Annotated in this window: 16 protein-coding genes and 1 pseudogene; 10 read left to right on the top strand and 7 right to left on the bottom strand. The window is 42.5% G+C overall.

Features of this window, described 5'->3' with window-relative positions:
- Window positions 1–20: 20 nt before the first annotated feature.
- The 4 genes and pseudogenes from JMY09_RS10625 to JMY09_RS10610 all read left to right on the top strand — a co-directional run.
- Window positions 21–1,028: pseudogene (locus JMY09_RS10625) on the top strand (methyl-accepting chemotaxis protein); the annotation flags it as partial.
- Window positions 1,029–1,241: 213 nt separating this feature from the next.
- Entirely contained in the window at window positions 1,242–6,410 is a 5,169-nt protein-coding gene (locus tag JMY09_RS10620) for an Hpt domain-containing protein (protein ID WP_201623566.1), read from the top strand.
- 70 nt (window positions 6,411–6,480) lie between these two features.
- Complete coding sequence (locus JMY09_RS10615; protein ID WP_201623565.1) at window positions 6,481–7,071, top strand: hypothetical protein; 591 nt, start codon at window positions 6,481–6,483, stop codon at window positions 7,069–7,071.
- 110 nt (window positions 7,072–7,181) lie between these two features.
- A complete protein-coding gene (locus tag JMY09_RS10610) occupies window positions 7,182–7,709 on the top strand; it encodes a cytochrome b (protein ID WP_201623564.1) in 528 nt (175 codons plus the stop codon).
- A 124-nt stretch (window positions 7,710–7,833) separates the two neighbouring features.
- Here JMY09_RS10610 and minE read toward each other — a convergent pair whose 3' ends face one another.
- From minE to JMY09_RS10585, 5 genes are all read right to left on the bottom strand, one after another.
- Window positions 7,834–8,121, bottom strand: a complete 288-nt coding sequence (minE, locus tag JMY09_RS10605; protein ID WP_201623563.1) for a cell division topological specificity factor MinE — start codon at window positions 8,119–8,121, stop codon at window positions 7,834–7,836.
- Window positions 8,122–8,123: 2 nt separating this feature from the next.
- Window positions 8,124–8,936, bottom strand: coding sequence for a septum site-determining protein MinD (gene minD, locus JMY09_RS10600; protein WP_201623562.1), 813 nt, complete (start codon window positions 8,934–8,936; stop codon window positions 8,124–8,126).
- A 467-nt stretch (window positions 8,937–9,403) separates the two neighbouring features.
- The gene (gene minC, locus JMY09_RS10595) at window positions 9,404–10,216 is read right to left on the bottom strand and encodes a septum site-determining protein MinC (RefSeq protein ID WP_201623561.1); all 813 of its coding nucleotides are present in this window, start codon (window positions 10,214–10,216) and stop codon (window positions 9,404–9,406) included.
- Window positions 10,217–10,378: 162 nt separating this feature from the next.
- The gene (locus tag JMY09_RS10590) at window positions 10,379–11,491 is read right to left on the bottom strand and encodes a hypothetical protein (protein ID WP_227677286.1); all 1,113 of its coding nucleotides are present in this window, start codon (window positions 11,489–11,491) and stop codon (window positions 10,379–10,381) included.
- A 343-nt stretch (window positions 11,492–11,834) separates the two neighbouring features.
- Entirely contained in the window at window positions 11,835–12,791 is a 957-nt protein-coding gene (locus tag JMY09_RS10585; RefSeq protein ID WP_201623560.1) for an acyltransferase, read from the bottom strand.
- A gap of 401 nt (window positions 12,792–13,192) precedes the next feature.
- Between JMY09_RS10585 and JMY09_RS10580 the strand changes: the two genes are divergently transcribed.
- The 6 genes from JMY09_RS10580 to JMY09_RS10555 all read left to right on the top strand — a co-directional run bounded on the left by JMY09_RS10580 (window position 13,193) and on the right by JMY09_RS10555 (window position 21,314).
- The gene (locus JMY09_RS10580) at window positions 13,193–13,846 is read left to right on the top strand and encodes an OmpA family protein (RefSeq protein WP_201623559.1); all 654 of its coding nucleotides are present in this window, start codon (window positions 13,193–13,195) and stop codon (window positions 13,844–13,846) included.
- A 324-nt stretch (window positions 13,847–14,170) separates the two neighbouring features.
- Complete coding sequence (locus tag JMY09_RS10575) at window positions 14,171–15,619, top strand: imelysin family protein (protein WP_201623558.1); 1,449 nt, start codon at window positions 14,171–14,173, stop codon at window positions 15,617–15,619.
- Window positions 15,620–15,949: 330 nt separating this feature from the next.
- A complete protein-coding gene (locus JMY09_RS10570; RefSeq protein WP_201623603.1) occupies window positions 15,950–17,578 on the top strand; it encodes a di-heme oxidoreductase family protein in 1,629 nt (542 codons plus the stop codon).
- Window positions 17,579–17,728: 150 nt separating this feature from the next.
- Complete coding sequence (locus tag JMY09_RS10565) at window positions 17,729–18,883, top strand: imelysin family protein (RefSeq protein WP_201623557.1); 1,155 nt, start codon at window positions 17,729–17,731, stop codon at window positions 18,881–18,883.
- Window positions 18,884–18,958: 75 nt separating this feature from the next.
- On the top strand, window positions 18,959–20,524 hold the full coding sequence (locus JMY09_RS10560; RefSeq protein WP_227677285.1) for a DUF1513 domain-containing protein: 1,566 nt from the start codon (window positions 18,959–18,961) through the stop codon (window positions 20,522–20,524).
- A gap of 136 nt (window positions 20,525–20,660) precedes the next feature.
- On the top strand, window positions 20,661–21,314 hold the full coding sequence (locus tag JMY09_RS10555) for a M48 family metallopeptidase (RefSeq protein ID WP_201623555.1): 654 nt from the start codon (window positions 20,661–20,663) through the stop codon (window positions 21,312–21,314).
- Between the two features lie 168 nt (window positions 21,315–21,482).
- Here JMY09_RS10555 and JMY09_RS10550 read toward each other — a convergent pair whose 3' ends face one another.
- Window positions 21,483–22,214, bottom strand: a complete 732-nt coding sequence (locus tag JMY09_RS10550) for an HD domain-containing protein (RefSeq protein WP_227677284.1) — start codon at window positions 22,212–22,214, stop codon at window positions 21,483–21,485.
- A gap of 10 nt (window positions 22,215–22,224) precedes the next feature.
- A complete protein-coding gene (locus JMY09_RS10545; protein ID WP_201623554.1) occupies window positions 22,225–23,133 on the bottom strand; it encodes a hydrogen peroxide-inducible genes activator in 909 nt (302 codons plus the stop codon).
- Between the last annotated feature and the right edge of the window lie 22 nt (window positions 23,134–23,155).

Below are 23,155 nucleotides of genomic sequence, written 5' to 3'. Positions count from 1 at the left end.
GCGCCCGCCAAATCCAACAGGAAAATGAGCGTAACCAGATGGCTATTTTGCGCCTACTAGATGAATTGGGGGATTTAGCAGAAGGGGATTTGACGGTTAACGCTACTGTATCAGAAGATTTTACTGGTGCTATTGCTGACTCAGTTAACTTCGCTATCGATCAGTTGCGTCAGCTGGTATTAGTTATTAATAGTACCGCTGACCAAGTTTCTCAATCCTCGGAGCAAACCCAGCTCAAAGCGGGTGAACTGGTAGCAGCTTCCGCGCTACAAGCGCAAGAGATTACTGGGGTGTCAGCAGCCATTAGCGATATGGTGATATCGATTGACCAAGTATCGACTAACGCTACTGAATCGGCGACTGTCGCTGAGCGCTCTGTTGCTATTGCCTATAACGGAGCAGAAGTAGTCCAGCGTTCAATCGAAGGTATGAACGTTATTCGTAACCAGATTCAAGAGACCTCAAAGCGTATTAAACGCTTAGGTGAGTCCTCACAAGAGATTGGTGATATCGTCAACTTAATCAACGACATTGCCGATCAGACTAACGTTTTGGCACTCAATGCCGCTATTCAAGCATCGATGGCAGGGGAGGCTGGACGAGGATTTGCGGTAGTGGCTGACGAAGTACAGCGTCTGGCTGAGTGCTCAGCCAAAGCAACAAAGCAGATCGAGACTCTGGTTAAAACCATTCAAGCTGATACTAGTGAAGCAGTGATATCAATGGAGTCGACCACCTCAGAGGTTGTGCGTGGCGCACGTTTGGCAAAAGATGCAGGTGAAGCCCTAGAACAAGTACAAAACGTCTCTAACACTCTGTCCGATCTGATTCAAAACATCTCCAATGCTGCACAGCAGCAAGCGCAATCAGCTGGTCAAATCTCCAGCACCATGACCGTTATTCAAAACATCACTTCACAGACCTCTGCAGGCACTATGGCGACCGCCCGTTCGGTAGGTGAGCTAAGTGCAATGGCAGGAGCATTGCAACAGTCGGTTACAGGCTTTAAGTTATCGAATAATAGCTAGCGCTTTGATATAGAAAATAGAGCTTTGATAATAGAAAGTAGCTTCTCTATAACAGCGTATATATAGGCATTGAGCAGCCAAATATACCGAACGCTTACAGCTATTTGCTGAGTCATAACTAGTATTAAATTAACAGTATTGTTGGGTCATAAATATAGTCGCTAAAAGAAAAAACTGGCAACAATTGGTGTTTTAATAAGTTAGGATAGTCCTATGAAAATCCAGTCAAATGAAATTCTGAGGCTTGAATGGCTTTTGCCGCTACTCGATCAGCAACTAGCGCAAGTACTCGATGGCTGGCAACATAGTAGCGTTGCTGTTGACACTATGTCAGCGAACTATCAGCAAGTTGCTAGCACTTTAGTTATGGCCAATCTGCCAAGGTTGAGTCATTTAGCCAGTAAACTTAGCCAGCTGGCAGCAGTAGCTGAGCACACTTCGTTGATAGCACGCTTAAAAAGTCTAGGTTATTTTGCCCATCAGCTGCTCAGGAATGAATTAAATTATTATGTAAAGAATGGGTATTATCATCGGACGGTGATCGATAGTACTGTTGATGAGATCAGCCAAACGCTGTTGTCCATAGGACAGTTAGAAGCAGCAAGGTTGGCTGTGCCAGATAGTGCTGAAGTTAATTATGCCAGTAATACTCACTATATTAATAAGTCATTAATAAATCAAAGTGCTACTGATGTCTTGCGTTATGACGATAGTGGTGAGGTAGTAGCCAGCGGTCAGTTGCAGACAACTGCTACTGAGTCCGATACTGAGTCCGATACTGAGCAAGCAACAGTCCATAAAGCACCAGTAGAGGACACTAGTCGTCATAGCTTTATGGCTCAAGCTACAGAAATCACTAGTAACTTGCAGAGTTTTTTCCTAATTTGGGCAGAAGAGCCAGAAGATACAACTGCATTGACTGAAGTTAGAAGAAACTTCTATACGCTACAACAGTCTGCGCAGAGTGTCGATGCTGATAATATCAGCCATTTGGCAGGCCAGCTTGCTGAGCGGTTAGCGCAAGTATTGGCGGGTACTGTAATTATCAGTGATGACTTAATGATGAGTGCGCGACAATTAATACAGCAGCTGCCAAGCTTAATCACTGATTTTTTAGCGTCACAAACGTCACCTGTAGATGGGACTAACCTAATACAACAAAGTGATAACTTAATATTGGAATTGCCAATAGCTACTAGTATCAATAATGATCAGGTAGATGGCTTCGACGATATAAAGGCAACTCTTGAAGTGTGCAGTCACTATAAGCATCAGTCTTTAGAGTCAGACAGTAGTGATAAGCAAGCACTAACAGCTACGACGCCCCACAGCGTTAATATTCCAGATTCGCAAGCGCAAATGCCCACTGAGCTTTTATATTTTATAGAGCAAGTAGCGCCCATGCCTGCAGATACTAACGTTATAGATCCTGATATCAAAGAGATATTTATTGAGGAAGCCAAAGAAGTATTGGCTGAGATCCAGCCGTTATTCACGCTATGGCGCCAAGACCCTAATGAACTTAAAGAACTAGTAGATATTCGTCGTGGCTTTCACACCTTAAAAGGGTCAGGACGCCTAGTTGGTGCTAATTTTAGTGCCGAGCTGGCAGGGTCAATTGAACATCTGCTTAATCAGTTATTAGCACAGAGTATTAGCGTTTCTAGAGATGTTGAGCAGTTAATTATGGATGTGTTGAGCTGTTATCCACAGCTGCTTACTACTTTTGCTGAAAATAGAGAAGACTATCCAGCTGACGCATTGCTATGGGTGGCTTGTGCTAATGCTTATAGCCAAAGTAAAGCGCAAGAATTTAGCTACTATGCTTGGGGTAAGCAGAGGCTAATAGCTAGGGCGCAATTGGTCAGTGATATGGATATTATCACCGTCAATGAGCAGACTGATAGCCATGCTAATGCTAGTCTACAAACGATTTATTCTGTTAATGAGATTATGGCGGAAGCGGTTGTAGTAGTCACCCCGCAAAGTAAGGCAGAGCAGGCCTTTTACCAAGTATTTAGCGAAGAGGCTCATAGTTTATTACAACAGATCACTGATTTTGTGCAGGCTAATGAGCAGCAGAGCCAGGTTGAAGTCAGTGATAAAATTGTCCGCGCCTTTCATACTTTGCGTGCGGCCTCTGGCTCTAGCGCTTTGCTGGCTATTAGTGAAGTCAGCGCTACTATTGAGCAAAGTTTAGAGCAGCTACAACAGTGTGATATACCTATGACTTCGCAGCATTTGCAGGCCCTTACCCAATCGGTGGCATTGATAACCAGCTATTTGAGTCGCTACGATAAAAACATACAACAGCAAGCCAATACTGTTAGTGATGATCCACAAGGCTATCAAGATTTGGCCTCTCTACAAGCTATGCTCGATGACTATGAGGAGGAGGCGCTAGTCAATGACCGTCTATTAAACATTACTCACTTATTAGACGGTGATATTGATGCTTTATTAGATGCTGAGTGGCAGTTAGATGCTGCACTAACTACGCAATCAGAGCCAACAGCAAATGCGCTAAGTACTACCGACGATTTACAGCGAATCCATAGTTACATTAGCCAGATGCGCCAGCAGATTGTGCAACTAACCGCAAAGACCGGACAGTCACCGAAGTTCACCATTTTGCTCGCAGCTTTAGATAATGCGTACGCTTATCTTGATAACCAGCCAATGAGAGCGACTGATGCGCAAGTGCGTAACGCCCTGTTAAATGGTCATGCGCAGCTGGTCGGTTTATTCGATGCCTTAGCAGGCAGTATGTCGCTAAAGATTGATACGCAAGTAGTTGAGAGCTTATATGATATTAGTAGGCAAGTCGGGCAAGCTACTAGGGAACAGCCAGCAGAAGTAAACCTTATAGTGCCAAAAAGCCAGCGCTCTATTGAGCCACTAGTGGTAAATAATAAGGATAGGCAAGGGCTAGACACGCTAAAACATGCTACCAGTATCAAGCAGCTGATTGCTGACTCATGGCCGAATGGACAGCCCGACCCCGATATCCTAGAGGTTTATTTAGAAGAAGCTGATGAGTTAGTCAGTAGTAGTAATAACTATCTACAGCAGTTTTTGCTACAGCAGTTTTTGACTGATGATCAAGACACTGAGGCTCTACAATCACTACAGCGTAATTTGCATACTGTTAAAGGCGGCGCTCGTATGGTAGCGGCCAATGGTATTGCGGATTTGGCGCACGAGATGGAGACAGTGTACGAAAAGCTGGCCAAGCAGCGCCGGCCAATTACCAAGATGCTGTCCGAGCTCCTTACTGCTTGCTATGACTGGATAATTGACGCTATTTTTATTCTTAGGCAACGAGTTAATCCGTATAGGCCAACAGCATTGATTGAAGCATTAAAACAATTTAGTGCCGATCCTGAGGGATTAAAGCAAATCCCTAATCACTCATTGCAGGCGCAGCGTGACGCTATTATAGCTGCTAAAGCTGAGCGCAAGCCCCAACAGTCAGCTACTAATATTGATCAGATGCCAGCAATGACGGGTAGCTTTGCTGAGCAAGGTGACAAGAATAGTAGTACAGAGATGATTAGTATCTCAAGTAGTTTGGTCGAGCAGATGATTAATCTATCTGGTGAATCAGCGATCAACCGTGCTCGTATTGAGATGGGTATGAGCAGCTTGACTACTAGTATCGAGGAGATGGGTACTACCGTTCAGCGTTTGGCCGATCAGCTGCGCCGTATGGAAGGTGAGCTTGAAGTGCAGATACTGGCACAGATCGATGAAGAGCTGCTTGATAATAAAGACTTTGACCCTTTAGAATTGGATCAATATTCATCGTTGAATCAATTGTCTAAATCTTTAAGCGAATCGGCTTCGGATTTAGTCGATATTAATAGTACTTTATTAGAAAAGACTCGTGATAGTGAAAGCTTATTATTACAGTTATCGCGCACCCAGACTGAGCTGCAAGATGGCTTGATGAAGTCGCAAATAGTACCTTTTACTCGTCTTACCCCTCGTCTTGAACGTATAGTGCGTCAAACTGCCAACGAACTCAATAAATCTGTCGAACTAACTATCATCAATGCTGATGATGAAATGGATAGAAATATTCTTGAGCGTATAACTTCACCGCTTGAGCACATGCTCAGAAATGCAGTTGATCACGGTATCGAAGACACGCAAACGCGCTTGCAAGCGGGCAAAGAGCGTAACGGTCATATTACTTTAGAGGTACTGCGCGAAGGTAGTGAAGTGATCATTCATCTCACTGATGATGGTTGCGGTATCGACGTTGAGGCAGTACGTAAAAAAGCCATCGCCAAAGGCTTGATTGATAGTAATGACGATACGCTTAGTGACTTAGATGTGATGCAGTATATTTTTAATGCTGGGCTTAGCACTACTGACAAACTGACCCAAATATCTGGTCGTGGTATGGGTATGGATGTAGTCATTAGTGAGATTCGTCAATTAGGCGGTATAGTATCTGTATCGTCTGAGCCTGGACAGGGCTCGCAGTTCACTATGCGAATACCTCTGTCGGTGGCCATCTGCGATGCTTTAGTAGTGCGAGTAGCTGATCATTATTATGCTATTCCACTAGTACAGATCGAGCGGATAGTAAGAGTCAAGCCAGAGCAGCTTTATGACTACTATCAGTCAGGAGCCGCGAAGCTAGCTATCGAAGACCGTGACTATCGTATTCGTTATTTGAACGAGATACTCTCTGGTAATAAGTTTAATGAGCTGCTGGTTACTACTAATACTAGCTTACCTTTGATTATAATTAAAAGTCGCACTGGACAGAATCTTGCCCTACAAGTGGATCAGATTGCAGGCTCGCGTATCGAAATAGTAGTTAAGCCGTTAGGCCGTCAGCTATCACCCATAGCTGGTATATCTGCGGCTACTATTATGGGTGATGGCTCAGTGATGTTCATCTTAGACTTGATAGCGCTAATGAGAAACGCACCGTCGCAACCAGTGATAAATCCAGTGCTTACTACTGATCAGCTTAGCATGACAGTACAACCTACCATATTAGTAGTTGATGACTCAGTGACGGTACGCAAAGTTACTTCACGCTTCCTTGAGCGTCAAGGTATCAAAGTACTTATCGCTAAAGACGGAATCGAGGCTATAGAGACTTTACAACAGACTACTCCAGACTTGATATTGCTAGATATTGAGATGCCACGGATGGACGGTTTTGAAGTGGCCACCCAAATAAAACATAGCAAGCACTTGCAGCATATTCCTATTATTATGATCACTTCACGCACGGGCGAAAAGCATCGTCAGCGTGCGTTTAAGATTGGCGTCGATGACTATATAGGCAAACCTTTCCAAGAAAAACAACTGCTAAAAAAGATAAAGTCATTGCTAGCTCATAAAGTAAGCTTAGATTAGCAAGCATAGCTTTATTACTGTTGGTTACCTTCTTAGCCATTGAAACCTTTGAATTCATCGTGAGTAGCTTATGGACCAGATCATAAAACATTCATTTGAAGCCGTCAGCCTATTGACCACTGCTAGAGGCAGGCTAGACGTTACCATGATTCCTGCTTACAATCAGCCCGACTGGCTTATACCCAGTAGTCTTATTCTTGCTATTGATAGTTGTCAGCAATGGACTGATCATTATTTATGGCAACAGCAACAACTGCCAGTCTTTCACCTGCAAGCGCCTGAGCAAGCGGTAGATAAAATAATTATTATAGAAGGTAACACTGCCAAGCAGCGCATGGCTTTACAGACTGCAGGAGAGTTGCGCCAAATACAGTTGTGTATCTCTGAAGTTCGAGATATAGTCTTACCAAAACATTATCAGCAAACGTCTACTGCCGATAGTATTGCGGATAGTACTATTGAGACTAGCTATCAAAGCTACACAAGCTCAGGGCCTACTATTGAGCGCAATGCGCTAGATAATAACGCTGGTGACTATCAACAATTGACAGAAGAGAATATAATCAGTTATTTATTGCAAACGGTAATGATTGATGAACAGCCTTATCTAATAGCTGATTTGGATAAAATTGCTCATCAATTGCTTGCAGCAGTTGATTAATTACCATGCCTAAGCCAAATAGTCGCAAGGCTGTTGGCTAATTCCTCTAAGTAAAAACCTGCTCAATATTCCTTTATCCAATACAAGCCCAGTTAATAAAAAGGTATTTTATGAACAATGCCAGTATACAGCCGAGTAAGTGGCCGGTTAGCAGTCGAATATTTCATTGGATAAGCGCTCTATTATTGCTAGTGACTTGGTTGCTAATGGTAGTATACCAGTACACTGAAACTAAGCTATATATAGGGCTGCACAAGGCTTTTGGTATTAGCGTATTGTGTTGGATGATAGCGCGAGTTCTCAATCGGATATTGACCAAAGCACCAGCCCCTGTACCTATGCCTAAATGGCAAATGCTAGTATCGCAGTTAAATCACTTTGTTCTCTATGCGTTATTGATTGCCATGCCCATAGCTGGCTTATTGATGTCGGTTTATGGTGGTCGCCCAGTGGATATTTTTGGACTGTTTCAAATCCCCGTCTTCGTCACTCCCGATCGCAGTGCCGCACGATTATTTGATGATATTCATACTAATATTATTTGGCCGATGATTATAGCTTTTACCGTATTGCATATAGGCGCTGCGCTATATCATCAGTTCTTTATGAAAGACAAGCTTATCAACCGCATGAAATAATGAGCTTTGCGTACCTAGCACTAGATTGTAGTTAGGGCTGAAAACTACAGCTAAAAAATCTCTACAAAAAAAGCCCTACACATAACGAGTAGGGCTTTTGTTATAAAGACGGTCTGCTAGCCTGTTACTTTTTGTGTTCAGGCAAGCTGATATTCATCTCTAATACATCTAAGCTGTCTTCAGAGCGGTGATTAATATTAACATCATCAATCTGTACGCCATTGACATACTTATTAACCACTTCTAATATCTCACGTTTCATCTTTTCGATACGATCAGCCGTTAAGCGATTGTTTAGACGATTTTCGCTAGCGACAATAACCTTTAGACGTTCAGTGGCCATATTAGCGCTACCGGAGCTAGTGTCATCTGCACCGAATAGATTACTCCAAAATCCCTTTTTCTTACTCATTACTAACCTCCAAACCAGCGCTGAAATAGACTCTTTTTCTTAACATCAATATGACGCAATGGTCTCTCTTCTCCTAGGAAACGAGCGACAATATCGTCATAACATTGTCCAGCTACTGAGTCAGTATAATGAATGACTGGTTCACCATGGTTTGAGGCCTCAAGTACAGCGTGACTCTCAGGAACGACACCTAATAAAGGTACTTTTAGAATGTCATTAGAGATAGTATCGATGTCCATCATCTCATTAGCCGCCGCACGTTCAGCATTATATCGAGTAATGATAAGATGCTCACGGATAGTTCCTTGACCTTCTTCGACCTTTTTAGTACGGCTTTGTAAGATACCTATTATGCGATCAGAGTCACGTACTGATGAGATCTCAGGGTTAGTAACAATGATAGCTTCATCAGCATGGTACATAGCTAATTGTGCACCGCGTTCGATACCAGCTGGTGAGTCACAAATGATATAGTCAAATTGTTTTGACAGCTCAGCCATGACTTCTGACACCCCTTCGTCAGTTAGGGCATCTTTATCACGGGTTTGGCTAGCAGGTAGAATAAATAAGTTTTCTAATTGCTTGTCTTTGACTAACGCTTGCGATAAACGGGCATTACCGTTAATGACGTCAACGAAGTCATAAACGATACGATTTTCACAACCCATAATCAAGTCTAGATTACGGAGGCCAACATCAAAATCGATAACCACTGTTTTATAGCCACGTAGTGCTAAACCAGCGGCAAAAGAAGCGCTAGTGGTGGTTTTGCCCACACCGCCCTTACCTGAAGTGATTACAACAATCTTCGCCACGATGGCACACTCCTATTAATCAATGGGATGTCTATTAAATAAGACAATATAATAATCGGTAAAACAGTTAAATATAAACATCAGCTTTCTATAAGAATAGCCCTCTAAAAGACAGCCATTCACTATAGCTAAGTGCTAGATAATCTAAAGACAGTATAGATGTTTTCTAAAAGCGTAAGCCTAGCATAAATAAACAAAAATTTATAGCTAGTCACTACCCAACATAAGTAATTTTAATCGATAACGGCATAAAATAATTAGCATAAAGTAATATTTTTATTGTACTACCTTTTTGCAAGTATCAGCTATCTGTATAACTAAGGTTTGCATTAAAAGTTTAGGGTAGCGCCTAGTAGCACCTGGTGCTCAAATAAACTTGATTCATCATCAAGTAAAAGCTTGTGCTACCTTGACTAAGCAACTAAGCAACTAAGCAACTAAGCAAGGGTAGCACTAATAACTATAAGCTATATATCTTCCATAACTTTAAAGACTAAACCTTCTCCTTCAACGAAGCGTACTTGTACTGACTTATCGATAACATGTGCTGGTAAATTGTCTCGTAAGCAATAAGTGCCTGCCACAGAGACTAACGAAGGGTTGAATGCTTGACAGAATATACGAGCATCCTTATCACCAGTAGCGCCTGCTACTAAGCGTCCTTGAGCACGGCCATAGACATGCAGGCTATTATCAGTGATAGCTTCAGCACCGCTATTGATACTATTAGTTAGGATCAAATCACCACCGACATGGTTCAGGCTTTGGCCTGAGCGCAACATTTGATCATAGATAAGACTAGTGATCTGCTCTGCGCTTATCAGAGTTTCTGGGGTCATAACCGCCGCATTTAGCGTATTTGTATTAGTCTCTGCAAACCTCTCAGCGCCTTCAGTAGCTGTACTGCTATCGGCAGGCTGAGCCACTGGCGTCTGTAGAGCCGTTTTTTTACTAGGTAAAATACGTTCGATGCGTTTGCCATCAGCAGGGAATATAGCCAAACGTTGGCTACGGGCCTGTTGCTCTAATAGTCCTTTTACTACACCAATAGGTTGTAGCCCCCAAGACCACAAGAGGTCTACTAAAGCAGGCAAGTCCTGTTCGACATCGCTATCAATGAGGACAGGGATATTACTGGTTTTGTTGCTAAGCATAGCGCCCAATTGGGCATCAATAATGCTCAAATCGCTAGTAGTTATTTGCAGACGAGAAAAAGTAAGCATTTTGCCATAAAAAGTCACAGCAGGAGTAGCTTGCTCGGCGTTATCCAAAATCGTCATAAAGTCAGTCCTTAAAAATACTGGTAGCGCTTTAATAACGAACCAGCTTGGCCAATTTAGCCAGTTCAGTTAGGTTATTAACGCTATATCAGGCCGATCATTTGTTAAAGTTGTTTTCGCTAGTATGTTAAATCAATTGACGGCTAAAACAATAGCCGATAACTAAAATTTCAGCACATCTTGGTATTTCCATTGCTGTACTTTTATTTGTGCCTCAAACTCGGTCAAACTATCAGTGACAATACTGGCTATCAAAGTATCGAGTGCCGTATTATTGATATCAATATGAGCAATGCTGTGTGCAATGCTAACTATCAGGCTATCAACAAGCTCAGGATCCAGCAAGCGTTCATTTAGCGAGTAGACCACGTTTTCACCAACACTATGACCGATACTCTGTAGTTGTGATTCAATCAAGCTACCAGCAATAGGGATCAGGCGTAATAACCGATGTAACTCAGGAGTATTAGCGATACCATCTTCAATCGCATTACCGACCTCACTGGCAAGTTTATTACCAGCTGGTGATTTACCTGAGAGCTTCTGTAGCTCTGGGACTAGTTGCGTGCGTAACAATGATAACAAAACGGCTTCCATGTCATCGCGATTACTATCAACTAAATTTCCTATCAGCGACTTTTGCATAGCGGAGTCAGTAAGCTGCTGTCGATAGTTATGAATAGTAGTCAAGATGACGCGGTCAGACAGCTCTTCTAATAATAAGTTGATATAGAATTTTATACGATCGATCCAAGGCTGTGGCAACACTTGATAGCCTAATTGGTATAGACGTCGACCAATAATGACCACCCGAAATAAACGCAATGCACGCAGCTGTGGAAAACAACCAAGCAGTTCATACCAATGGATAAAGGGAAAGAAAAACCAACGATAATAGACTTGTTGCTTAATAGCAATAGCCCAACGTATTAGCAGCTCAAAAATCAAAAATATAGTAAAAAATCCACCGGCAGTACGTAAAGGTATGTGCAACGCATTCTGATACCAATTGAGTCCATCACTAAGCATTAGCCAACTGGCAACCTTGATACTGAAGTTACTCATCAAAATCGCATCCAAGCTGATCAATAACAGATCAATACTGATAGCGATAATCATCGTAATATCATAGCTCAGTTTAAGGTAATTCGGTTTAGGATCTAGAGGAGGCTTAGCATTGTCGCTGGATTTGACGGGATTATTAGTTAGCGGATCGCTTGCTGGCTTGGGTAGCGTCTTAGAGTCAATAATCGAGTGGGCAGAAGAGGCGGGCACAGTCAGACCTTAAGTTGAGTGAATGTTACTATTGCAGTGCTATGACTACATGAAGGGCTATGGCTACAATAGTAACGCTACAAAACTAGATATGCCAGTGCTTATAAACCAATAGGGCAGTATTGATAAGTTTGCATATTAAAAACAATACTCTGTAGAGAGTCGCTAGTACAGTCTCCGGCTTGAAGCGACTGGATTGTGCCTACTAGCCACTGTTAGTATTATTCCTAGTAGCATGGATTGTTAAGCGGCTTACGGAGAAGTAATAACCCTGTGAGCATTCAGCATTGCTAGCACTAATCCTGCGCACAAAACAGCAGGGTGAATAGCGCTAATCGTAGGCCTATTTAGCTGTAGAGTCCTCTGCGAACTCAGCAAGCATCTTGCTAATCAACTTATCTTTTTGTTGCCAAGCATCGTCCAACCAGTCAAACAGCTGAGCTTTGATAGCTTCGTCTTCCTCATAGCTGCCTGATTCAACTTTATCAAACAGGTCTTTTGGCATTTTAATGTGGCGAACATCAACCCCCAAACGCTTGATATTACCTTTCCACAAGTCGCTATAAGTGGGCACTCCATCAGGATAAACGATGGTCATGTCTAAGATACCATCTATATTTTCCCCTAAGGCGTTAATAGCTAGCGCTAGGCCGCCAGCGCGAGGTTTTAATAGGTGCTGATAAGGAGACTGCTGCTTGTCATGCTTAGCTGCGGTAAAGCGCGTACCTTCTAAATAATTAAGTAAAGTAAAAGGCTTATTTTTCAGTAAGGCACAAGCGCGTTTGGCCTCGATGATATCTTTACCTTTTAGAGCGGGGTTCTTAGCTACCGCTTCTTTAGAGTGCCGGCGCATCATCGGAAAGTCTAAAAAGTAAAAGGCTTGTCCAACTACAGGGATATAAATTAGTTCAAATTTGGTGAAAAACCGCGTCAAAGGTAAGCGTTTCGCACTAATATACTGCACAATGCTAGTATCAACCCAAGACTGATGATTGCTAATTAGCAGATACTTACCTTCAGGATGGACGTCGTCAGGTAAACTAATGCGCCAATCTCTATCCGGCAACATAGTATCTATCATGTCGTTATTGCTACCGATCCAGCGATTAGTGATTTTGATAACTTGATCATCGGCAGTTTGCGAACCGGTGATGACCTTAGTTGCACCCATAACCCATAAAGGCACACTTGCTCGAAAGCTGCTTCTAGTGATGACTCCTGCAGCAGTGACTAATGACACGGCTTGGCCAAGCTTCGGTGAGCGTTTATGCAAGTTTCGAACAGAAGAGGCGATGCTCATATAAAATCCTTTTTTTTACAATAGCGGTCTAAATAGCTGTTTAATAGTTATTTGTTATCAAAATAGATTAGCTGATTTTAGCAGAAACGAACCATAGAATATCTGCTTAAAGATGACTTGTAGTAGCAAATATGAACGATGATTTAATCTGCTTTAAGGCTAAAGGCAACTGGCACTGTTATTAGCTACTCCGATCTCGCTATAATTGTCTACAACCGCCTTAATAACACGTTAGCTGTAAGATTTCATGCACTTTATATACATAGATGTGACAAAATATTACACACAGATAGATTGAGATTGCGATAATAATGACGGATATGAAAGAACCTTCATAAATAAAGAACAAGCATCAAGCAAAACTTATTATAAAGCTAACTTTGCACTTAAGAGGAAAAATTATGCGTAACCAAATTATGATTTTAGCAGTAGCATCAGGTCTAGCTCTTAGTGGTTGTACTACTGATCCTAGTACTGGACAACAGCGTCTAAACAAAACTGCTATCGGTACTTTAGCAGGCGCAGCAGGCGGCGCAGTTATTTCTAAAGCAACAGGTGGTAACAAAACTGGTCGTGATGCCGCTATTGGTGCAGCATTAGGAACGGGCGTTGGCTATTACATGGAACGTCAAGCTAAGCAGCTTGCACAGCAAATGGCCGGTACTGGTGTAACTGTTACGCCAAACGCTAACGGTAACATCGATTTAGTTATGCCTGGTAGCATCACTTTCTCATTCGATGACGCTACTCTAAACTCATCGTTCAAGCCAACGCTTAATAAGCTTGCTTCTACTATGAAAGAGTATAACCAAAATACTATCACTATCGCAGGCCACACTGATAGTAAAGGTGCTGCTGCTTATAACCAAGGTCTATCACGTGACCGTGCTTATGCCGTTGCTAACTACTTAACTGCTAATGGTGTACCAAGCAGCCGTATTAATGTAGTAGCTTATGGTGAGTCACGTCCAGTTGCTGATAACAACACTGAAAATGGTCGTCAACAAAACCGTCGTGTTGAGTTAACTATTAACTCTCCACAGAGCGTTAATTAATCTAGCTTTATATATAGTAATGTCATAAATAGACAACTATAGAATAACAGCAATTAAAAAAAGGTCAGCATAGCGCTGGCCTTTTTTTTGTCTTTTTTTTTACTTTTTCTAAACAATCCTTTGGTTTTACTAGGGTTTAGTACGGTTTGATCCTGCATAAATATCCCTAGCTACAGTCGACTAATTAACGCCATCCAAAGCCAAGTTACAGATTTTTAATATATAGTTGATAATCGTTATCAATATCATTATAATTTGGATGATTAACATCAATGATCATGAGCTGAATGTTAAATTATTCTCTATAATTCTTCAAGGATATGTATGACTATCACTACCACGACTAACCGTAAGATTTTGCCGACAACTTTAGCTGCGGCGCTTGCCGGTATCTTGCTGTTGTCAGGCTGTACTAAGCAGGCTGATGATACGGTCGCGACTGATAATCAAACGCAGACTCAAAAGGTAGCAGATAGTGCAACTACACCTAATGCTCAGCAAGCTAATATTGATAGATTACTGATCAGCTATGCTGATATGGCCCACGCCGCCTATAAAGACTCTCTTGATACGGCAAAGCTCTTACAGACCGCAATAAATACATATGTGGATACGCCTACTGAGGCTAATCTTGAAGCAGCAAAAGTCGCCTATAAAGCAGCACGTCTACCTTATTCACAAACAGAGGTTTTTCGTTTTGATGAGGGGTTTGTGACTGCTAATGATAAGCGTAAGATAGCCAATATCGATGGCTGGGAAGGGCAAGTAAATGCGTGGCCACTTGATGAAGCGTTAATTGATTATGTGAGCGACAGCTATGAGGGTGAATATAATAGCCCAGATAATATTATCAATAGTGACAGTATTAGTGTCGGCAGCCTAAAGCAAGACACTAGCACTATTACTCCTGAACTATTAGTCGAGATGAATGAGATTGGTGGCAGCGAAGCTAACGTGACTACTGGTTATCATGCGATTGAGTTCCTGTTATGGGGCCAAGATACTAATGGTGTTGGTGAAGGGGCAGGTACGCGTCCATTCACTGATTATATTACCACTGATGGTCAGTGCACTAGCGGTGAGACTACTAATACAGACGCCAGTGTTTGTACCCGCCGTGGTCAGTACTTGAAGGCGGCAACTCAACTATTAGTCGATGATTTAAGCGCCATGGAAGCTCAGTGGCAGGCTGAAAGCGAAAATACTTTACGTAGCGATATGATAGAGCGTAAAAATGGTAATGCGGTACGTCAGGTTATGTATCAAATGGGTAGTTTAGCTCTTGGTGAATTGGCTTCTCAGCGTATGCAAGTTGCCTTTGTCACTGGTTCGACTGAAGATGAACATGACTGCTTTAGTGATTTGACTCATCTGAGCTACGCTAATAATGCCCGTGGTATTCAAAATATCTTTAATGGTAACTATAAGACAGTTGCTGGCAAGTCGATTGGTGGCTATGGTATCAAGCAGTATCTTATAGATACTGAGCACAAAGATGCGGCTGATAAACTGACGGCAGACTTCAAAAACGTAGAAGATGCCTTTAATGTAATCGTTGAAAAAGCTGAAAAAGACGGTATCAAAGTTGATCAAATGATCGCTACAGTTGGTCAGGCCAGCAAACACAATATCTCAAGCGAGGAGCAAAATAAGCGTCGTGGCTGGATTGAGAATGGTATTAGTAGTTTGCAGCAGCTGACTGCAGGCATTGAAAATGCGGCTAGTGCTATCGGTATCGATAACTTAGATGCTGATGCAGGCTCACCATTATAAACTCACCATTATAAACTCAGTATTATTGGCCTAGATTTGCTCATTCGTGATCTTAATTTTCTATCTTATTTATGGTTAATAAATGCCTGATAAGTCGCTATTAGTTAATGAGAATTATTTTGATGACCATCTGATTTAGGTATAATAAGCACGTTGCTAATATTAGTTGGTAGCGTGCTTTTACCCTTTTGACAGTTCTACAGTAAAGCTAAAGTAATCTTTATGAGCTCTATAAAGGCGCTACATCCAGCTTTTAGTTTTTTATCTACTCAGGCTGATAAGCACTCCTTTAGCTCTTATCCTAAGCTAGTATTTATAGCGCCCAGTTACATGATGAAGACCACCCTAATGTCAAAAAAACTATCAACTCATAACTATACTAAGCTGTCGTTAGCGCTAGGGTGTGTGCTAGCTATTAGTGCTTGTCAGCCAACTGATAGCGCGTCCAAGCAAGAGTCTGTAGCGAGCGCTGATAAAAGCTCGTCTGCAGCCTTATCTGTTGAGCGTAGCCAAACTATTGAAGGGCTGGCTGGTGTACCCTTACAGCAACTAGCTACTTTTGATCCGCAAGAAATTAAACAAGGTGGTGATACTGGTATTACTATCACTAGCTCTGAGAGTTATTCAAAACCTTCGTCGAACCTATCGGCTTCACGTAAAGGCAACTTTTTTATTGGTAATGCGTTCTTTAAGCAGCCTTGGGTGATCGCGCCTGCTAGTACTGACAGTCGTGATGGCATTGGAGCATTATTCAACGTTGCTGCTTGCCAATCCTGCCATGTAAAAGATGGTCGCGGCCATGCGCCAATGACTAGCGAGGATGATGCTGATAGCTTATTGATTCGTTTGGCTATGCCGGCTACTACTGACGAGCAACGTCAGCAGTTACAGCAGTCGATGATCGAAAAAGTAGCGCATCCTATGTATGGCGGTCAGTTGCAAGACCGTGCTATCCAAGGTGTTCCTGCTGAAGCTCGTATTGCTGTGCAATGGACAGACAAACCAGTTACTTTTGCTGACGGCCATATTGAAACTCTGCGACAGCCTACCTTTAAGCTAACCAATCCTGGCTACGGGGCTTTTGATGACGAGCTGATGGTTTCGCCACGTATTGCTTTACCAATGATAGGTCTTGGGCTATTAGATCAGATTCCTGAGGCTGCTATCAAACAACAAGCTGTCAGTGCTGATAAGAGTAGCAATAACATTAGTGGCAAATTCAACTGGGTAATGGATCCACAAACCGGCCAAAAAGCCTTGGGACGTTTTGGTTGGAAAGCTGGACAAACCAAACTTATTACCCAAAATCAAAGCGCCTTTAATGAAGATATGGGCTTGACCTCTAATATTCGACCGATAGAATCTTGTACGCCTTTGCAGACCGCTTGTCTAAAAGCCACTACTGGCGCTGATGAACAAGGTAACGGCAAGCCCGCCGTTGAAGTCAGTGATGAAGTGGTGAAGTTCGTTGAGTTTTATACTCGTAATCTTGCGGTTCCACACCGCCGCGATGCCGACAATCAATTAGTATTAGCTGGCAAAAAGCGTTTTTATGATATGGGTTGTCAGAGCTGCCATACTCCTAGATATCAGTTGCCAAAAACTGACGATGATCACCTTGAGCAACACGGACAAGTAATCTACCCTTATACCGATTTATTGCTGCATGACATGGGTGACGGCTTAGCGGATCGGACTATCGCTGGTAAATTACCGGCGAAAGACTTACAGGTTGAGTTCTTAGCCAACTCTTATGAGTGGCGCACGCCAGCATTATGGGGCATCGGTCTGGCGCAAACGGTGGATCCGCAAGCGACATTCTTACATGATGGTCGCGCGCGCACGCTAATGGAGGCAGTGCTTTGGCATAGCGGTGAAGCAGCAAGCCAACAACAAAAAGTTTTGCAGTTAGATAAGCAAGGTCGTGATGAGTTACAGGCCTTTTTGAAATCGTTATAAAGCGCTTAAGTGCTAAGTAATAAGTAACCAAGTAACAAGTAACCAAGTAATAAATGACCAGCAATTCTATAAATGATTATGCTCATGGAGCTAGAGTTATCCGCTTTAGCTATCAATCAATAGAACCACTAGGCCACTACCGAGAACACTATGAAAAAGAACCACGCCTTAATGATGGCTCTATCCGCGCTCAGCGCTGGATTATTAATCAGCTGTGTTAAGCCGACTGATGACAATCAAAAAGCTGATGTTAATAGTCAAGAAGTAGCCAAGCAAAGTGCCGCTGCTACAGCTGCAAATGACCCAGCAAGCAGTGAGCAGAGCGTCAATATCAAGGCAGTCGCTATTAGTGCTGAAAGCCAAAAAGCTTACCTGACTCACGTCGCTAATAATATCGTTATCCCAGCATATGCTGATGCCGCTAAACAAAGCACAGTGCTGCATGATTTGGCTCAGCAGCACTGTAAACAGTCTCCTGTCAGCGGTGATAAGCTACAAGCTCTGCGTGATCAGTGGTTAGTGTTAGCTCAAGCTTGGGCTAGTGCTGAGATGGTTAACTTTGGTCCCGCAACTGATAGTATGAGCAATCTATATATCAATTATTATCCTGATGAGCGTGGGCTAGTACATAGTGGCGTTGCTGATCTTATTAGCGCCAATCCAACTTTGACGGCTAAGCAGTTGATGAATGAAAGTGCTATCGTACAAGGTGTACCAGGTTTAGAAGAAGTGCTGTATGCTAACGACAGCTTAGATGCTGGCCAATGCGCTTATGTGATAAGTGCCAGCCAAGCGTTAAGTACCCGTTTACAAAGTATTGAAAAAGACTGGCAGAACAGTGCCACACAGTTATTAGCTATTGATAAAACGGCTACTAGTAACCAAGGTCTTAATCAATGGTTTAACTCCTTACTCTCATTGCTAGAAGTTATGAAAACTAACGCTATCGATCAGCCTTTAGGTTTAACCGGAAAGGCTAAAGGTCATCTGCCAGCAGCTACTGCTGGCCAAAGTCGAGCCATTATCAATGCCAAACTAGCAACGCTTAATAAGGTGCTAACCGATCCGGTATTGACTGCCATCTTGAACAGTAATAATGACAGTAAAGTCGGTAATGAGCTGGCAACAGCATTGGCTGACACTACAACTTTATTGGCCCAAATGCCAGAGGATTTAGCGACTGCGGATAAAAAAACACAGCAGCAATTATTCGACAGTTTGACTAAAGTGACTCGTTTGATTAAACGTCAGTTGATTCCGACTCTTGGTATTCGGGTTGGTTTTAATAGTAATGATGGTGATTAGATACTAGCCATCACCTAACAATTAAATGATAGTTTTAGCGATGATAACTAGATGATAACTGAAGGCGTTAAAACGATGGATAAGCATGGACGTTCTAAGAGCAGATCAGCATTAGAAGCTAACGTTGTAAAGACTTCTTTAAGTACAGCATTCGGCACAGTGCTGGGTACTGTAGCTCTAGTTGGCATTCATCATCGTTATCGTAAACAACGTTCGCCAGACGCGCGCTTGCAGGATTATTTGACGGGGCTTAATGTTCAGCGCTTAACTTTAGCACCGTCTTTGTCACTAATATCGCCAGCCGCCTATCTGGCGCAGCTTAAGCGTTTGCAATATACCTATCAACAGGCGACGTCTGCTTATCACCATTATGATGGCCTTAGCCTAAGTCGCCCAAGTAAAGACAGTATGGATCTAACCACAATCCATACTACTATGCTCGCGCGGCCAGTTAGCTGGGTGAGTGGCGTATCGTCTATGCCAAAAACTAACTCGCTTACTAGTGAAAGATGCTGCGGGGTAGTAGGTATTGATGCTGATCGGCAAATCGTCTGGCAGACGACTATGCCTGAACGCGTACATGATATCGTAGTACAACCTGCTGTTAATAGTATTAACAAAGCTAACGCTACTAACTTAAGTCGAGATGTAGTAGTAATGGGGCGGCGTCCAAGCGAAAGTTTTTGGGTGTTGGACACTGCTACTGGACAAGTGCTACAGGCCATAAAAGCAGGAGCTGATCGGCATTTTTATGGTCATGCTTGTTATAGTCTAGATGGTGGGCAGCTGTATGTGACTGAGAACGACACACTCACTTTAAACGGTAAGATTGGGGTGTATGACGCTAACAATCATTATCAAAAAATAGCCGAGTTTGACTCTTATGGTATCGGTCCCCATGAGCTGATTATCCATCCTGATAGCCAAACTCTTATTATCGCTAACGGTGGTATAAAAACTGAGCAAGCCTCGCGTGAAGAACTCAATTTAGACACTATGCATCCCTCATTGGTTTATTTGAATCGCCATAATGGAGTGCTTTTAGAGCAAATCGTTCCTGAGCACAAGCAGATGAGCATTCGTCATTTAGCTATACATGCTGATGGTACAGTAATGATAGGTATCCAGTTCCAAGGCGAAAAGCACATAAATGTACCACTAGTGCTCACTCATCAGCGTGGTGATAGGGAGTTTAAGCCGTTAATTATGCCTAACAATCAATGGCAACGCTTTCACCAATATATCGCTAGCGTCGCTGTTGATAGCAAAAACAATCTATTGTGCGTCACCACTCCGATAGGGGGCTGTGCTGCTATCTACGACTTAACCACTCGTGAGCTGATTGATGATGTGCGCTTGTTGGATTGTGCAGGAGCGTCATTGCTATCAGATTCAGAGTTATCTGGCAGTACTATGATTAGCGATACTGAACTAGCCTGTCAAATCAGTGCCAATGATGACACTTATGCCAGTGCGGGGCGTCCAGGTTTTATCGTTAGTGATGGGCAAGGGCAGCTAACCACTCTGTCAGTCAATATTAGGTGCGCAAATGGTGCGGTAAATGCTCAGCCAGTAGGAGCAATTATAATAGACAGCCAATTACATAAAATGGCTTTCGATAATCATTTACAAGCGCTGTAAATAGGCGCGCTTTATGCTGATTATTTGACAGTAATTGCTTTTTACTAATTGCTTCTTATTAATTACTTACTACTAGCTATTTTTTAGTCATCGTTGGTTTCTAATTATTCTTTATTAAGGGCTCGAGGTAGACATCATGACAACAGCGTTGAGCGAGTCCTTATTAACGGCTCTCATTGAGCGTTTAGCAGCAGCAGATATTGAGTTAAAAGTAAGTCAAAAACCAGTTAGGAATATTAATTTTTCTCTAAAACCTTATCAGTTAGCGGTTTCCGTACCAGTAGCAATTAGCGCTAAGCAAGTTGCGCAAGCTATAGACAGGCGGGTGGATTGGGCGTTAGATCATCATAAACAACTGCTTATACGCCAACAGCAACTCTTCTCCATGACTCCAACAGTTGCCCACCCTATTTTACTATGGGGCAAAGCACAGTCGATAAATCTTAATGAGCAGGAAAAATTAGTTTACTATCGACAGCAACTGGCTGAAGTTATGCCAGAATTATTTGATAAATGGCAACCTATCGTTGGGGCTCAAGCTAAAGAGACTCGCATCAAAAAAATGCATACTCGTTGGGGCAGCTGCAATACTCGTGCGCAGCGTATTTGGCTGTCGGTCTATCTACCAGCTTTTCCTATCGAATGCACTGAGTATGTAATCGTTCATGAGTTATGCCATCTACATCATGCTAATCATAGCCGTGCGTTTTGGCAAACCGTTGAGACTGCGATGCCAGAGTATAAGCAGTGGCATAAGATGCTGGCCGGTAAGGCTGGCAAGCTAGATTAACCCTACTTTGATTGGACAATACGCTTTACTGCTATTAGTAATTATTTTAGCTGCTGATAATAGCTTAGGTTGCGCAATTCTGAAGATGTCATCACTCCACACTAGATGTCATCATTGTCAACTATTTGGTAGGGAGCTATTTTTAATTACTCTGTCGTAAATCATTCATTAAACGGCAGCAAAAAACGCAAGTTCACGGCTAATGTTTTGCCGAGCTTGCTGCTCTAAGCGCTGATAGTAATCAGTCAAATATAATCTGGGATGGGTTAATAATCCTGCTAATACTGAAGTACGACCGCTACGATAATCAGCGTTTGTAACGTGAGCGTATTCTCGTCGTATCGCTTGCGCATACTGCTCGTACTGTAGCCAATCGGACGCCAAAATACTTAGATCCATATCCAATAAATAAGCGGCATCAGTATCTGTCTGATCGGTAAGCTCATGGCTGGCAGTCATTATAATCAGTTGATATATACGCGCTATCAAGCCACTAGGCAACAGCTTTGCATAGGCCTGCTCTAAGAAAACCGCGCTTTTTAGCTCATTGTCTTGTCGGCTTGGATCATAAATAATATCGTGATAAAACAGTGCCAAAGCCACAATACTTGGCTGTCTTAGCTTATTTTTTACTTGTGCAAATTGCTCGAATAACTGTTGAAGATGAGTCAGATTATGATAAGCACGAATCGGTTCACTATAATAGCCAACGATGCTCTGCCATAGGGTTTCAGTAATGGCAGGGGTAATACAGGGATCGATAATCGCTAAGTGCTGAACAAAGTGCTTATATAAATCGCTAACCATTTGTCTGTCTATGTGTCTATTTCTTTGACTCTCTATGTGACTCTCTAAGCCAACAGTATTCAGCGATGTTAGCGATGGATGGTTATCAGTCATTCTGACGGCTCTATTGAGGATGAGCGCTGTCGTATAGCGCTTGCTTAAAGACTTCGCCTAATAGATTGACATCATCAACACGGGCATAGTTTAGGCGAGTAACAAAGGCAATATGGCGATGAGGACCTTTCTCGGCAAGCGGAATAGCTACAGCATTTTGATTCTGCAAGTGTAATTGTTCGAGAGCCATTTGCGGTGCCAAAGTAGTACCCATATTCGCCAAAGCCATTTGAATAAGCGTGTTTAAGCTAGCATCAGAAAAACTAGACTTCATTTGTTCGCGATCAAAATGACAAACGGATAAGGTCTGATCAGTCAAACAATGCCCTTCACCGAGTAACATTAAGTTAGCAGCAGCCAGTTGGTCAGAATCGATAGTTTCAAGTTTGGCATGGTCATCGTCTTTTGGAAATACCGCAAAGAAATCCTCGCTCCAAAACTCAAAGCTATGTAGCCCATCAATAGCATAAGGTAACGCAATGATAGCAGTATCGATATGACCGTAGCGTACTTGCTCAAGCAAGCGTTCAGTCTGCTGTTCAATAATAGACATACGAAATTCTGGATAATGTTGGCGTAAGGCAGGCAACACTTTAGGCAGTAAGTAAGGCGCGATCGTTGGAATAATACCTACAGTCATAGGATAAGCCAGTGGCGTCTGATGACTGTGAGCACGAGTGGTCAAATCGTTGACCTCAGAAAATACCCGCTGCGCTCGAGTCAAGATGTCTTGTCCGATAGGGGTGATCAGTACTTGCTTATTATTGCGCTCAAAAATTTGGGTATCTAGCTGTTTTTCAAGCTCTGCTATGCCTAAACTAAGTGCCGATTGAGAGATATTACAATCTTCAGCAGCGCGTTTGAAGTGACGGTGTTTGGCGACTGCTAAAGCAAATTCAAGCTGACGTAAGGTGATCATATAAATCCTTTAATAAAGGGCT

This window comes from Psychrobacter urativorans (genome assembly GCF_904846695.1).
Classification (GTDB): domain Bacteria; phylum Pseudomonadota; class Gammaproteobacteria; order Pseudomonadales; family Moraxellaceae; genus Psychrobacter; species Psychrobacter urativorans.
This window is presented reverse-complemented; position numbering and strand designations above follow the sequence as displayed.

What these genes read in the sequence shown, in the direction of transcription:
- JMY09_RS10620 (WP_201623566.1), top strand. Translation starts at nt 1,242, where the DNA reads ATGAAAATCCAGTCAAATGAAATTCTGAGGCTTGAATGGCTTTTGCCG.
- JMY09_RS10615 (WP_201623565.1), top strand. Translation starts at nt 6,481, where the DNA reads ATGGACCAGATCATAAAACATTCATTTGAAGCCGTCAGCCTATTGACC.
- JMY09_RS10610 (WP_201623564.1), top strand. Translation starts at nt 7,182, where the DNA reads ATGAACAATGCCAGTATACAGCCGAGTAAGTGGCCGGTTAGCAGTCGA.
- minE (WP_201623563.1), bottom strand. Translation starts at nt 8,121, where the DNA reads ATGAGTAAGAAAAAGGGATTTTGGAGTAATCTATTCGGTGCAGATGAC.
- minC (WP_201623561.1), bottom strand. Translation starts at nt 10,216, where the DNA reads ATGACGATTTTGGATAACGCCGAGCAAGCTACTCCTGCTGTGACTTTT.
- JMY09_RS10585 (WP_201623560.1), bottom strand. Translation starts at nt 12,791, where the DNA reads ATGAGCATCGCCTCTTCTGTTCGAAACTTGCATAAACGCTCACCGAAG.
- JMY09_RS10580 (WP_201623559.1), top strand. Translation starts at nt 13,193, where the DNA reads ATGCGTAACCAAATTATGATTTTAGCAGTAGCATCAGGTCTAGCTCTT.
- JMY09_RS10575 (WP_201623558.1), top strand. Translation starts at nt 14,171, where the DNA reads ATGACTATCACTACCACGACTAACCGTAAGATTTTGCCGACAACTTTA.
- JMY09_RS10570 (WP_201623603.1), top strand. Translation starts at nt 15,950, where the DNA reads ATGATGAAGACCACCCTAATGTCAAAAAAACTATCAACTCATAACTAT.
- JMY09_RS10565 (WP_201623557.1), top strand. Translation starts at nt 17,729, where the DNA reads ATGAAAAAGAACCACGCCTTAATGATGGCTCTATCCGCGCTCAGCGCT.
- JMY09_RS10560 (WP_227677285.1), top strand. Translation starts at nt 18,959, where the DNA reads ATGGATAAGCATGGACGTTCTAAGAGCAGATCAGCATTAGAAGCTAAC.
- JMY09_RS10555 (WP_201623555.1), top strand. Translation starts at nt 20,661, where the DNA reads ATGACAACAGCGTTGAGCGAGTCCTTATTAACGGCTCTCATTGAGCGT.
- JMY09_RS10550 (WP_227677284.1), bottom strand. Translation starts at nt 22,214, where the DNA reads ATGACTGATAACCATCCATCGCTAACATCGCTGAATACTGTTGGCTTA.
- JMY09_RS10545 (WP_201623554.1), bottom strand. Translation starts at nt 23,133, where the DNA reads ATGATCACCTTACGTCAGCTTGAATTTGCTTTAGCAGTCGCCAAACAC.